The organism is Paenibacillus sp. 22594, assembly GCF_052044425.1.
Classification (GTDB): Bacteria; Bacillota; Bacilli; order Paenibacillales; family Paenibacillaceae; genus Paenibacillus_AQ.
In genome coordinates this window covers 605,320-618,330 of the sequence record NZ_JBQENA010000004.1, presented here as the reverse complement: position 1 = coordinate 618,330, position 13,011 = coordinate 605,320, and the positions used below count along the sequence as shown (strand labels likewise).

Annotated in this window: 11 protein-coding genes; 3 read left to right on the top strand and 8 right to left on the bottom strand. The window is 51.4% G+C overall.

Annotated features, from left to right (window positions below; translation table 11 throughout):
* Positions 1–5 precede the first annotated feature (5 nt).
* Together ACTJKB_RS16880 and ACTJKB_RS16875 are read right to left on the bottom strand one after the other, a co-directional pair.
* Entirely contained in the window at positions 6–1,616 is a 1,611-nt protein-coding gene (locus ACTJKB_RS16880; protein WP_440835514.1) for a response regulator transcription factor, read from the bottom strand.
* Entirely contained in the window at positions 1,597–3,432 is a 1,836-nt protein-coding gene (locus ACTJKB_RS16875) for a cache domain-containing sensor histidine kinase (protein ID WP_440835512.1), read from the bottom strand. Before ACTJKB_RS16875 ends, ACTJKB_RS16880 begins: the two co-directional genes overlap by 20 nt.
* A gap of 144 nt (positions 3,433–3,576) precedes the next feature.
* Here ACTJKB_RS16875 and ACTJKB_RS16870 point away from each other — a divergent pair, with 144 nt between their 5' ends.
* Both ACTJKB_RS16870 and ACTJKB_RS16865 read left to right on the top strand, forming a co-directional pair.
* The gene (locus tag ACTJKB_RS16870; RefSeq protein WP_440835511.1) at positions 3,577–4,527 is read left to right on the top strand and encodes an ABC transporter permease; all 951 of its coding nucleotides are present in this window, start codon (positions 3,577–3,579) and stop codon (positions 4,525–4,527) included.
* Between the two features lie 15 nt (positions 4,528–4,542).
* A complete protein-coding gene (locus tag ACTJKB_RS16865; protein WP_440835509.1) occupies positions 4,543–5,415 on the top strand; it encodes a carbohydrate ABC transporter permease in 873 nt (290 codons plus the stop codon).
* 90 nt (positions 5,416–5,505) lie between these two features.
* Here the strand turns inward: ACTJKB_RS16865 and ACTJKB_RS16860 are convergent, their stop codons facing one another.
* The 6 genes from ACTJKB_RS16860 to ACTJKB_RS16835 all read right to left on the bottom strand — a co-directional run bounded on the left by ACTJKB_RS16860 (position 5,506) and on the right by ACTJKB_RS16835 (position 11,037).
* Positions 5,506–5,982, bottom strand: a complete 477-nt coding sequence (locus tag ACTJKB_RS16860) for a DUF2231 domain-containing protein (RefSeq protein WP_440835508.1) — start codon at positions 5,980–5,982, stop codon at positions 5,506–5,508.
* 17 nt (positions 5,983–5,999) lie between these two features.
* Positions 6,000–7,337: a sensor histidine kinase gene (locus ACTJKB_RS16855; protein WP_440835506.1), complete on the bottom strand. Its 1,338-nt coding sequence runs from the start codon at positions 7,335–7,337 to the stop codon at positions 6,000–6,002.
* Complete coding sequence (locus ACTJKB_RS16850; RefSeq protein WP_074082931.1) at positions 7,324–8,019, bottom strand: response regulator transcription factor; 696 nt, start codon at positions 8,017–8,019, stop codon at positions 7,324–7,326. Before ACTJKB_RS16850 ends, ACTJKB_RS16855 begins: the two co-directional genes overlap by 14 nt.
* 130 nt (positions 8,020–8,149) lie before the next feature.
* A complete protein-coding gene (locus tag ACTJKB_RS16845; protein WP_440835505.1) occupies positions 8,150–9,931 on the bottom strand; it encodes a hypothetical protein in 1,782 nt (593 codons plus the stop codon).
* Between the two features lie 37 nt (positions 9,932–9,968).
* A complete protein-coding gene (locus ACTJKB_RS16840) occupies positions 9,969–10,898 on the bottom strand; it encodes a hypothetical protein (protein ID WP_440835503.1) in 930 nt (309 codons plus the stop codon).
* On the bottom strand, positions 10,885–11,037 hold the full coding sequence (locus tag ACTJKB_RS16835; protein WP_167374697.1) for a hypothetical protein: 153 nt from the start codon (positions 11,035–11,037) through the stop codon (positions 10,885–10,887). The genes ACTJKB_RS16840 and ACTJKB_RS16835 overlap by 14 nt, the downstream gene beginning before the upstream one ends.
* A gap of 150 nt (positions 11,038–11,187) precedes the next feature.
* Between ACTJKB_RS16835 and ACTJKB_RS16830 the strand changes: the two genes are divergently transcribed.
* On the top strand, positions 11,188–13,005 hold the full coding sequence (locus ACTJKB_RS16830; RefSeq protein WP_440835501.1) for a vWA domain-containing protein: 1,818 nt from the start codon (positions 11,188–11,190) through the stop codon (positions 13,003–13,005).
* Positions 13,006–13,011: the final 6 nt, after the last annotated feature.

The window sequence follows — 13,011 nt, the reverse complement described above, 5'->3', positions numbered from 1 at the left end:
TCATGCTATTTTTTTCCGTCCCTATATTCCTGCGGTGTTACCCCAAACTGTCGTTTGAATACCTTGATGAAGTAGGCGGGGTCCATGTAGCCAATGTCTGTGCTGATCTCATACACCTTTTTGGCGGTAGTCTTCAGCATATGACAGGCCCGGTCCATACGCAGGCGTGAAATATATTCGCTGATGCCTTCACCTGTTTCAATCTTGTAGATTTTGGATAAATGGGTGGGATGCAGATTGACATGGTCTGCCAGCACCCGCAACGAAACATCCAGATGCAGATTCTTATCCGTAAACTCCTGGATTTTCTTCACGTAGAGGGAACGGATGTCTTTGATTTCGCTTGAGGTTCCCTCCTTCAGCTTGCCAAGCACGTTCACGGACCACACTCTGAGCTTGTTGATGGAAGAGAAGGCTTCACCGCTTTGCAGCTCTTCAATATCTGTCCCCAGCAGTTTCCCGAGCGTATGTCCATTCCGGTGTGCCAGGTTGGAGAAAGCCGCCGAGATTAAGAATCCGGCTTCCATGCAGTGCTCCCAGGATTCAGGCCATTTCTCATCCAGTTCTGCACATACATCCATCAGCTTGGCCTCGGCAGCTTCCCAATGTCCGGATTCCAGCAAATGAATCAGAGAAGGAGGTGTGTAGAGGGCATCCAGCGGTCCTTGCTCTGCTTGTTCGCCGGGTTCACTGACCCGCATAACGAATTCCCGCTCATCCCCGACAATCTGGCGGAAGTAGGCCGAGGCCTGGCGGAACCGGTCAGACAGCTGCTCAGGGAACTTGAACCATTCTGTGATCACTATAGACAGCGAACCTTTCAGGAATTGTTTTACCTTGTACTGCAGCTGCACAGACAGCTGCTCCAGAAGGCCTTCTTTCCCCAGATCTGCTGCCTGTTTCTTCAGCTGAAGCAGAAAGACCAGATATCCATGCTCTTCCTTGACGCCCCAGACCTCCATGAATTCGCCAATAATCTCTTCCGCCATATTAATGACTGCATATTCAATGAGTAACTGTCCGTTATTCTTATACTGTCCGAATTCTTCTTCCAGCCTGACAAGCATCAAGGCGCAGTCCCCATGGCTGAAGGGGAGACCGTAGCTCCCCAGCTTGCGTTCCCATTCATCGGCTGACATCCGCTGGCCCTGCAGAGCACTCAGAAGCAACTGGCCGCGCAGCAGCGGCAGGTTCTCTCTCAGCGTATATTGGGTCCGTTCCAGGGAGCTGACCAGCTCCCACTCCGCATTCAATTGATCAATTGCCGTTTGGACGGCACCCAGTAATTCAGGGTCTGTCGGAGGCTTAAGCAGGTAATCCACTGCACTGTGCTGAATGGCAGTTTTGGCGTATTCGAAGTCCGAATGCCCGGTTAAGATGATGCATTTGATTTTCTTGTCCCGTCTCCGGATCCGTTCTATCAGTTCAAGTCCCGTCATTTCAGGCATCTGAATATCTGAGATCACAATATCTATGGGGTGCGTTTCGATGATCTGAAGCGCCTCGGTAGCGGAATATGCCTTGTGTACTTGTTCGATTCCCAGCGTGTGCCAGGGTTTGGTCATGGACAGGTTATCTACCCAGTGGGCTTCGTCGTCAACGATGATCATTTGCATGCTGTGTGTCTCCTTGTTGGTTAGTGTACAGGTGATACTCTTCCTGAGCTGGAATTTCCCAGATAATCTCTGTCCGGAAACCGCCTAGCGGTGATTCCCTGAAATGCAGAAAGGATTGATTACCGAATTGGTGAATAAGCCGCTGATTCGTATTCCAAAGGCCACAGCCCATTTCCTCGCGCAGCGGCTCCCGCATCTTCCGGTTGAGCGCTTCCTGCTGATCCTGGCTCAGGCCCGGCCCATCATCGTCAATATACACCCGGCAGAAGCCTTCGGTAGTCTCGCCGGTGATTCTGATTTCACCGGAGCTGTACGATTTTCCGACCCCATGAATGACTGAGTTCTCCACAATGGGCTGCAGCAGGAGACGCGGAATAGACTGTTTCAGCATCTCTTTGGGGATATCAATATGATAATCGATTCGGCCATTGCGCAGCTTTTGAATATCCAGATAGTTAATCAGCAGTTTGACTTCGTCGTCCAAAGTGGCTGTATCCCGCTCCATCCGGGTAGTATAGCGATAGTAGGCGCTTAAGTTATAAGCCATCGATACAACGGCTTCTTCATCCTTCATTTGAGCCATATTGATAATATATCCCAGGCAATTGTAGAGAAAATGCGGATTAATCTGAGCTTGAAGCTGCTTCAGGGTGGCCTCACGGGCCCGGATTTTTTCGTTGAAGACATTTTCAATCAGGTCCTGAATCTGATGAGACATATCATTGAACCGGTGGAAGAGAAACGAAAATTCGTTTTGATCCTCGGAGTGGAGGCGTACAGTGTAGTCGCCCCGCTGCACACGTCTAAGCCCTTTGATGAGCTTCTTGATGGGCTGTTGAACGTTCCGGTACAGCAGAATGGAAGCCGAGATTCCAACAACAAAGAGCAGAAGCATGGATACATAGAATAAATTACGGCTGCCGGATATAGGCCCGAGAATACGGTCAAGCGGTACAACGTCAACCAGATACCAGTCCAGATTAGTGGACTTCACCGAGCTGACCAGATAATTTTTATTCTCCAGTTTCACTACATGCTGCGTGCTGTTGTCCGGTGAATGCTCATTCAGATAAGTGATCAAATCACCGGTTAGGCGCTGGTCCGCACTGCGGTTCAGGATCGGCTTATCGCCTTTGTGATAGAAGAACGGGTCACCCTGCCCCCCTGCCTTATACGTATCCAGCATGTTCTGGATATTCTCATAGCTGAAGCTGGCTTCAACAACCAGATCACTTCCCGTAAACGTTCCCTGCGGAGCAATAGAATCGCTATAGAACCAGTAAAAAGCCTTGGTTTTCCCCGGATAGCCCGATTGGCCGTCGCTGTATGTCCATTTACCGCTCATATTTTGCTTCAAATAGTGTTCATCATAACCTGTGGGCTTGTCGTAATTGGAAATGACATCCTTGTTCTGCTGGGAATATACAGCGTATCTGGAAGGCCAGATATCCGTTAACCCGGACTGGAGCATCATCTTCTCCTGAATGACATAACGGGTCTGCATATGGTCGTAACGGTCTTCCCACATATTCAGGCCATTGAATTTCCTGACATTCGGATCTTTCGAGAATACCAGACTGAAATCCATCATTTGGTTGATCCGCGAATCAATTTGACTGGATAAAAAAGTGAGCTGTTTAGTATTGGATTCCTGGAGCTCTTTACTGACTACATCGTAAGTGACGTTATTGGAATACGTATACACGATGATGATCGGCACAAACAGCACAATGATCAGACTGTTCATTTTGGCGAACAAACTAAATCTGCTCCAGGATTTTTCCTTAGCGAAGTTAATAGCTTTACTTAGACCCATCTAATGTCCCCCCAGACGATGCCCTAATAAATCCCTATGAGAGCCTAACAAAGTAATATAGTCAAACCTTAGAAATGCTTGCTACTATTTATATCAGAGATTCATACAACACACAAAATAATTTTTTGAAAGCGGGAGAGAGCGATGGAAGCTAACACTATACAGCAGGTGAATTCTGGAAAAACGCCGCGCCTATCGAAGAAAAAGGGGTATAAGCAGCCGTGGATGCTTCACTTTATGGTGCTGCCGGCGGCCGTTATGGTGTTTATTTTTTCTTATGTTCCCATGGGCGGAATTCTAATGGCCTTTCAGGATTATAAGCCGGCGCTCGGATTCGCTGATTCTCCCTGGGTGGGACTCAAACATTTCGAATACATGTGGCAGAACGATTACTTCCTGCAGATTACATGGAACACCCTGTTCTTCGCCTGCTCCAAAATGGTGATGAACCTGATTATCCCGTTCTTCTTCGCCTTACTGCTGAATGAGGTCAGAAAGATGGCGCTCAAACGAACCATTCAGACACTGGTCTATCTGCCGCACTTTTTATCCTGGGTTACCCTGTCGGGGATTCTGATTGATATGCTTGCCCAGACGGGCCTGATCAACCAGTTCATCTCCAGTCTGTTCGGCGTGAAGCCGATTTTCTTCCTGGGTGACGGTAACTGGTTCCGGTTCACGATCATTTTCAGTGATGTCTGGAAGGAATTCGGGTTCAACATGATTATATTCCTGGCGGCGCTGTCCGGCATTAATCCCTCCCTGTATGAAGCGGCGGAAGTGGATGGGGCAGGGCGCTGGAAGCAGACGATTTATATTACCATTCCGGCGTTGATTCCGATTGCCATCGTGGTGGCAACCCTGGCGTTGGGCAACGTGATGAACGCGAACTTTGACCAAGTGTTTAACCTCTATAGTCCTTTGATCTATCAGCAAGGGGATATTATTGACACCTTTGTCTACAGAGAGGGTCTGCTCAGCGGACAGTTCAGCTTTGCCACTGCGGTGAATCTGTTCAAATCGGCGATAAGCCTAATCTTGATCGTGATCTCCTATCGTCTGGCATACCGGTTTGCCGGCTACAGAATCTTTTAGAAAGGATGACATCCTATGTATCACAAAACGGCGTCTTACCGCATATTCAGCGTATTCAATAATGTCTTCCTGACGGTTATTTCCGTACTGTGCCTGCTTCCGCTATATCACTTGCTGATGGTATCGCTCAGTTCGACGGCTCCGGCCAATGCCGGGATGGTGACCTTTTGGCCGATCGGATTTACTTTTGAAGCCTATACAAAAACATTTAACAACAGCAACTTTCTCTCTGCCCTTTGGGTGTCTGTAGAACGGACCGTGCTGGGAACGGCCCTTGCCCTGGTTGTGAATACCGTTGCTGCATACGCGCTCTCCAAGGAAACCCGTGTATTCCGGGCCCGCAATATTTATCTCTGGTATTTTGTCGTCACCATGCTGTTCAGCGGCGGTCTGATCCCCGGCTACATTCTGATTCTGAAGCTTGGGCTGATGGATTCCCTGATGGCGCTGATCCTTCCGGGACTGGTGGCTGTGTTCAATATTATCCTGCTGCTGAATTTCTTCCGTACGGTGCCCAAAGATCTCGAAGAAGCCTCCTTTATTGACGGGGCAGGGCAGTTCCGTACCTTCTACAGCGTATATTTGCCGGTGTCCCTGCCGGTTCTTGCCACGGTATCCTTGTTCATTATGGTCGGACATTGGAATTCGTATTTCGACGGGATTATCTATATCAAGGATGCCGCAAAGCTCCCGCTCGCGACCTTTATGCAGACAATTATTGTGCAGGCAGATATGTCGCAGATTGATCCGAACGTCGTGGCCAATCAGTCGCAGCGTACCCTCCGGGCGTCACAGATTTTTATAAGCGCCTTGCCGATTTTGATGGTTTATCCTTTTTTACAGCGGTACTTTGTAACCGGGATTGTTGTCGGTGCTGTAAAAGAATAGCGGATGCCAGCCGGCAGCATGCCAAACAGGACGTTCATCACAAAGAAGCCGGTGCTCACCTTTACAGGGGGCACCGGCTTCTTAACTCTTTTACTTATGATTACCTTGCACAGGTGGATTGACTGCAGCGCCGTTGGCCGAGACGCCCACGCCATCTGTGTACACCATTTTCCCGCCGTAATATCCGGTTCCCAGCACAAGCCCGCAAGCGGCAAGGGAGACGGCCAAGTACAGCACCAGCGGAACCTTCACAAAAGCCCGCTTGCCCTTCAAGTACATCAGCAATCTCCACACAACGATCAGAGAAGCTGCCCAAGCGGTCAGAGTAGCGAGCGTCTCGTGAGGCTCAATAAATGAAGTCACGCCGCGGGCATCATCATCCGGTCCGGTTGCTATAGCGACCCATGCTCCCGCTGCAGCAAGAAGCCACATCCATAACCCTCCGGAAGGATTCAAAGTGTGTTTTTTCAGGGCCACCACCAGATCATATCCAAATCCGATGAGGATCAGAGCGATAGGAAAATGTACGACAATAGGATGGATGTGGTTAAAGACTTCAGTGAACATAGTAATACCTCCATTTTCTACTTGAGTGGTTGCCTAAGGATTCGCTGGGTTTCAGGAAGGATGACCGTAAATGTGCTCCCCTGATGAAGGGTGCTGGTTACGACGATTCTGCCGCCGTGCCGGCTGACGATCTCGTGCGCAATGGCGAGTCCCAGCCCGGTGCCGCCATGCTCTCTTGTGCGGGCTTGATCTACCCGGTAGAACCGTTCGAACAAGTGGGGAAGATCCTCCTCGGGAATCCCGCAGCCCGTGTCCTGAATGATTACATTCGCAGTGCCGTTGTCATTCCGGGAAATCCCCAGCGTGACTGTGCCTCCCTCCGCAGAGTATTTGATTGCATTGTCCAAAAGAATATAAAGCAGCTGATCAATCTGTTCACTGTCGCCCAGACAGGTAAAGGTATCTTCCGTGTTGCCGATATGGAGCTGCAGCTCCACAGTTTTCTCGTGAGCCTTCAGCTGCATTCTTGCGGCTGCAAAAGAAAGGCTATGCTTCAGGTCGAATACCTCCCGTCTCATCTGCTGCACAGGAGAATCGTTTCTGGCCAGCGTGAGCAGTTGTCCGGTTAAGCGTGTCATGCGCTGTATTTCTTCCTTCATATCCTGAAGCACCGTTTGATGGACCGGTGAAAGCTTGTGCTGTTCCTCTTCCAGAATGTCCACCGACAGCTGAAGTACACTTAGGGGTGTCCTTAGCTCATGGGATGCGTAAGCGGTGAATTTTTGCTGCCGGATAAACGCATGGTTGAGGGGAATCATAGCCCGGCCGGCCAGTATATATCCTATGATCGTGGCCACCGCCAGGAGGAGAAGCGTGATCCCGATGAGGAGCAGCCTCATCTCCTTCAATAAATGCTCCTGTTTGCTAACCTCTTCCGCGAGCAAGAGAAACGGATGTTCTTCATCACCTGTCATCACACGCAGTACCGCATAATTCGTCCTGTTGTTACCCGAAGAGATGCTCAAATGAATGTAGTTTTTACTCCCTTGGGCATCCAGCAGCTTCTGGAAGGAAGGCTTGAGCAACAGGTTATTCTCCTCTGGCGAATGAACGAAGATCGTCCATGAAGGATCTGTAATGACCGCAAATTGGTCACTCTGCAGATATTCCCATTCCATCCGGTGGCTGTCCGCCTGACGCTGCTCCCGGATTTCCTCCTGATCCTGCGGCCCCGGTGAATGATTACGCCATTCGTTTACGGCCTTTTGCCCGGCGGACTCCAGATTATGCCTCTCATCCCTGTGCATCACATCCGTCAGTACCCAATAGAAGGAAGCCGCCATGAGGAGCAGAATTAATCCAATCATAGTGCTGTAAAAGATGGTTAATTGCCTGCGGGTGTTAGGTATCATCATGGACAGCTCCGGTGTCAACCAGGCGGTAGCCTCTTCCGTGGACACTCCTGATCAATTTCACAGGGAAGGGGTCATCTACTTTTTTGCGCAGCAGCTTGATCACCGCATCCACCGCATTCAGAGTAACATCGGCATTGTTACCCCATACATAATTAAGAATCCGCTCTCTGGACAGTACCTCATTGGGGTGACGGGCGAAAAACTCCAAAAGCTGAAACTCGCGGTTAGTCAGGGTGAAAGTGACCCCGGCACGTTCTGCTTCCTGTGTGGCCGGGTTCAGCCGCAGGCCGCTGACCGCATACTGGTTCACATAACCCTGGGTTTGTTTTCTGCGGTCCAGGGACGTAATACGGGCCAGGAGTTCTTCAAAGGCGAAAGGCTTGATCATATAGTCATCCGCTCCGGTAAGCAGTCCGCTGACGCGGTCCTCAATCTCGCCGCGTGCCGTCAGCATCAGAATGGCCGTGTTGTCATTCAGGCGGCGCTGCTGCCTGCATAGCTCAAGGCCAGTCTTGCCAGGAAGCATCCAGTCCAGAATGTAGAGATCAAATTCTGCAGAGGAAAAGAACAGTTCCGCTTCATCCGAGTTGCGGGCCCATTCTGCCAGATGTCCTGCAAGCTGCAGTTTATATTGGATCATATACCCGAGTTTGGTATCGTCTTCTACTAATAGAATACGCATGGTTTCCTCCTCAGCCGCTCTATATAAGGCTCATTATATCCCGTAATAATGAAAAAATAATGAAATCATAGCAGACATCAAAAGGAGCAGCGTGCATGACCACGCTGCTCCAATAATAGTATTAGAGTACTTAGGGAATTGGATTCATACTCCCCAATGACTCGACTGCAAATACAGGCACGTACTGTTCCCCTGTATCGGTTCCTACATAATCGAATCCATACTGGAATTGGCCCGTTACCAAGGCGGGACCCGTAACCGTACCCACATTTCCTTGCAGGGCCAGGAAGCGCCCATTCGCGCTTGCTACGGGTCTGCCGTTGGAATCGATATAAATATCAACCTTCAAGACAACGGTTTCCAGGGGGTGAAGCTCCAGCTCAGAAGCGTCCACAAGCGGATACTGCTGGTAGATTTCAGAGAACTGGTAGACTCCATTCGTCTGCCGGAATATGGCAGTCTGGCCCTCCGAACCGTCTCCCATATCTGCATTGGTGACACGGATGGAAGCATCGTCCGGCTGGAACTCGTAGCTGTTGCCGGCAAACGAGAAGAGCAGGGAGATTCCTTCAGGCCTGATGGTATAGGCTGTGAAAGAGGTCCGCCCGTCTTCGTGGCTGCCTGCAGCCACTACCACCGGCACTTCGGAGTAGACGGACAACGGGTCATCAAAAGCAAGGCTGCTGATACTTTCAAAGCCCGGTATGGGATCTCCGGTCCGTGTAGTTACGGTGCCGTCATTGCTCAAATCCGCATAATAGAGGCGTCCGCTGCTGTCTGTTCCGGTTACGGCAAGCCGTGCGCCGTAACGCCCGCTGACGGAAACAACATGCGTATATTTACCAGGCTCCTCCCCGCCGGGCAACATGCGGACGGGTTCGGCAATGTTCCACGCGAGCTGTGCTGCGGCGATTTCAGCCGCCGTGTCCTGAAGCTGGGACAGGTCGCTGTAGCGCTGAATGGCCTCCGCGTACCCGCCACTGCGAACCAGCATTGCGGCGCTTCGGAGCAGCTTGGTGGTGGTACTGTCGATTAGAGTCAGCACCTTCGAGGCAGCGAGGCCAGCCGAGGCAGCATATTTGCGGTACGCTGCAGCATGCGTAGAGAAGGCAGCAATCTGATCGCCGTCTACATCCTTACGCAGCATGAGCTTGGCGCTCATTTCAATCTGGCTGGCTACCCAGGGAGCCGTATAGCTGTGGCTGCTATAGGCATCGTTAAGGGATAAAGCGTAATTCAGCATGGGCGAGAAGCTGCCCGTTGCTGCAAGCGCCTTGAGCCGGGCGGTGTCATGCGCTTTGAACTGTGTGGCCAGCAGATCTTTTTTGGCATCGGCTCCGCCTAGATACACATCGGGAATCCTCAGCAGATTCCATTTGAAGCTGTCTCCGTCATTATCGGTGCTGCTGCCGTGCTGGCTTGCCGCCAGTTCGGCAAGAAACTGCGCCTTGAACTGCTGAAAACCTGTCCCCAGCTGATCCGAAATGCCTGAACCCCCTGACAGCTGGCGATAATAGGTTTCATAGGGTCCGCTTGGTTTCATATATTGGCTCTTCAGACTCAGCAGCGAGGCATAGCTCTCCATAAAACCGCCAAAATCCTTGGTCGCCAGCTGGTCTTCAATCTTCAGTGTAAGTGTGCTAAGACTACTGCGGATCGCCGTAATTGGAGCCAGCTCCTTAAGTCTCGAGGCAATCTGTTCTTCCTTGTAAAGAATGGAAGCATTAGCGGCTGCCAGGCGGTAATGCTTCTCGGCGGCAATCAGGTCTCCGGAGACATAGAGCCGCTCGGCTTCCCGTACCGTCTCGATCTTGCTGTGAAGCCTGAGAGCCTTCTGCCCCAGCAGGGCCAGCATGAATATACACAGAATGATCATAAAGTTCCGCAGGGTTAAGACCTGTTTGATCGTCATATTGTAGTAGCCCCTTTTCCGGCTGACAGTGCTCTATTCAAAAATCGGGGTCCCAGCGGTATTTGGCTTCGCGGACCTCCGCCACTTTGAGGTCCAGGCCGTTCCAGGCCTCGTAGGGATTGGCGGATATCATCCGGCTCAGACGCATAAAACGGTCCTTGGGAAGCTCCTGTATGTATCGTCCGATCATGCCCGAGTTGAGCAGCGCGTAGCGTTTTAACCGCACTGCCGCTCCGGCCACAGCCGTCAGAATGGCTGCGCCACGTTCCATTTCCAGAATCTGCACCTCATAGGTTTTGACATAGCGCAGCGTGCGGTCCTTGATAAGCTCGGGCCGCACTTTGGCAATCTCGCCGATATATTCGGCGAGCAGCGGTTCGAAATCCTTGAGCAGCAGCTGCTCAAGCTCCAGGTTCATATCCTTGCGCAGCTGAAAGCCGTGCAGCAGAGCGACACGCTGGCGGGCGACCCGGTCGCCGCGCAGCAGAATCGAGATTTCGCGCAGCTTCTCATAGGCCAGCACATCATTCTCGCGCAGAACGGACACTGCTTCCTGGCGGTTGATCTCCAAGCCATCCCTGATGCTGTCTATGCTGCGGCCCAGCAGCTCATTCAGGGCATACAGATTTTCGTTCTGCCGCACTTTGCGCTGCATAAGCAAGAGCAGTCCGGCCAGCACGATGCCGCCGGCACCGCACAGCGCCATCTGCTGCAGGCTTTGGCCGAAATAGACCGAACCCAAGGTAAGCAGCAGGATGAGAAGAAGCCGGGTATGCATTTTTCGTCCGGCAAGGGAAATTGCATGCTTCTCTACTGGTGTCAGCGAAGCATGGCCGCATTTGCTGCACCGTTCTTCACCGAGCGCAGTATAACGGCTGCACCGGCGGCAGATACGCAGCTTGTCAAAAGCATACCGCGGAGTCTTAAAGGGGCGGAACGTCACGGGTTTCTTCTTATTTACCGGCATGGTCGCCTCCGTTCAGCGCAGCCAGCAGACGCTCATCAATGTCATCACGGGTTAGCGGCTTGCGCTGCCGTAAGGCATAAATAATGATCTGAATGACTACATAAAGAAACGTAATGCCGAGAATGGCGTATGAAATCATGGAACTCTTCCTTTCTTGTTGGAAGCTGACAGCGCTAAAGTTGAAGTTTACAAGGTTTAATTATATCATAATGGCATGCTATTGACAGAATTTAGCTATACCTGCAACCCTGCCGTAGTTGCCTAATTTAACACAAGAGGAGCCCTATTTATGCTTCGTACACCGATTAATATTTCAAAGACAGCCAAGAACATACTGCGGCATGTTGTCCCGCTGCTGCTGGTGCTGTGCATCTCAGCGGCGCCGTTTGCGGCAGGGAGAGCCAGCGCGGCATCACCCGCGCCATCCCATATTGATGCCGTACTGCTGATTGATGTCAGCAATTCCATGAATAAGAGCGACAAAAACAAGATCGCAAATGAAGCGATGAAAATGTTCATAGATATGCTGTCTGCCCAAGGCGATAAGGTCGGGATTGTGGCCTATACCGACAAGGTGCAGCGGGAGAAGGCACTGCTGCAAATCGGCTCTGCCGGAGACAAACAGGATTTGAAGGATTTCATTGACGGTCTGGACCGGGGAGCCTATACGGATATTGCCGTTGGAATGGAAGAGGCCGTAAAGGTGCTGGAGAACGGCAGCGATCCGGCACATGAGCCGATGATCGTCATGCTGGCAGACGGCAACAATGACCTTAATGAAGCAACCGGCCGCACGCAGAGCCAGTCGGATCAGGAACTGGACGCTGCGGTGGCCACCGCCAAGCAGAAAGGCTACCCGGTCTATACTATAGGCCTTAATGCTGATGGAAAGCTGAATAAGGAGATTCTGGCCGGACTGTCCAATCAAACAGGAGGCAAGGCGTTCACCACTGATTCGGCGGATGACCTGCCGCAGATTCTCAGCGAAATTTTTGCCGACCATTTGAAACTGAAGGTGGTTCCGGTACAATCCATCACAGCCAACGGCAGCTACCAGGAGGTTACAGTAAATGTTCCCAATGGAAGTGTGCTGGAGGCGAATATCTCCATTATGTCTGCACAGCCGGTTACGGCGAAGCTTAGTGATCCCTCCGGCAAGGAAGTGGCTATTCCGTCTAACGATGTGCTGCTCTCCAAGTCCAGCTCGTACAGCTTGATCAAGCTGCTGTCGCCGGAGCAGGGGGACTGGAAGCTTCAGGTGAAGGGCGTGCCGAAGGATAAGATCGATATCAATCTCGTCTTTAACTATGATCTGGAGCTGAAGCTGGATGCACTGTCATCCAAGACTTACCAGAAAGGCGATACCGTAGATATCTCTTCACACCTGTTCAGCAATGGAGCTCAGGTAACACTCAGCAATTTGTATCAAGATATGAAGGCGGTGCTGCTTGCTACGGATACCGATACGGGGAAGGTGCAGGAGCTTCCGATGGATAACACCGGCGCGGTGTTCAAAGGCTCCTTCAAGATTACGGAGAGCCATAATTATGAGCTGAAGGTGCGGGCGGAGGAGAGCAGCTTCTACCGCGAGAGTGATGTTCTTAAGATCAACGCCAAGACAGGAGCTGTGGCGACGAGCCCGGCAGCAGGAGCGGGTGTGAGTGAGCCTGCACAGGATAAGTCTTCTTCCAAAACTCTCTATTATATTATCGGCGGGATCGTGCTGGTACTGGCCGCGGCTGTGGTGCTGTGGATGCTGCGTAAGCAATCAAACCGCGGCTTCGTAGGGCAGATGGTAGTAGAAGTTCTGGACGGCAATACCGGGGAGAAAACCTATCCGCAGTACAAGAAGCTCTCAGCTTTCCGGGGCAAGTTCACCCTGCATCAGCTTCTGCAGCTGGCACCTGAGCTGAAGGAGAGCGAGAAGCTTGTATTCACTCCGGGCAAAAATGACCGCCTCATGCTGCGCGGCAGCGAAGGGATTTCCGTCGAAAAATCAGGACGCGTCGCCGATGTGACGCGCGGCCTGGAACTGAAAAGCGGCGACCGCATTTCCGTGGCTCTGGCTACGGTGGATAAGACGATTTTACTGGAGTATTTGATATAAGGGGGA

Coding starts and splice junctions, on each gene's coding strand:
- ACTJKB_RS16850 (WP_074082931.1), bottom strand. CDS start 8,019: ATGCGTATTCTATTAGTAGAAGACGATACCAAACTCGGGTATATGATC.
- ACTJKB_RS16880 (WP_440835514.1), bottom strand. CDS start 1,616: ATGCAAATGATCATCGTTGACGACGAAGCCCACTGGGTAGATAACCTG.
- ACTJKB_RS16835 (WP_167374697.1), bottom strand. CDS start 11,037: ATGATTTCATACGCCATTCTCGGCATTACGTTTCTTTATGTAGTCATT.
- ACTJKB_RS16875 (WP_440835512.1), bottom strand. CDS start 3,432: ATGGGTCTAAGTAAAGCTATTAACTTCGCTAAGGAAAAATCCTGGAGC.
- ACTJKB_RS16860 (WP_440835508.1), bottom strand. CDS start 5,982: ATGTTCACTGAAGTCTTTAACCACATCCATCCTATTGTCGTACATTTT.
- ACTJKB_RS16855 (WP_440835506.1), bottom strand. CDS start 7,337: ATGATGATACCTAACACCCGCAGGCAATTAACCATCTTTTACAGCACT.
- ACTJKB_RS16870 (WP_440835511.1), top strand. CDS start 3,577: ATGGAAGCTAACACTATACAGCAGGTGAATTCTGGAAAAACGCCGCGC.
- ACTJKB_RS16840 (WP_440835503.1), bottom strand. CDS start 10,898: ATGCCGGTAAATAAGAAGAAACCCGTGACGTTCCGCCCCTTTAAGACT.
- ACTJKB_RS16830 (WP_440835501.1), top strand. CDS start 11,188: ATGCTTCGTACACCGATTAATATTTCAAAGACAGCCAAGAACATACTG.
- ACTJKB_RS16845 (WP_440835505.1), bottom strand. CDS start 9,931: ATGACGATCAAACAGGTCTTAACCCTGCGGAACTTTATGATCATTCTG.
- ACTJKB_RS16865 (WP_440835509.1), top strand. CDS start 4,543: ATGTATCACAAAACGGCGTCTTACCGCATATTCAGCGTATTCAATAAT.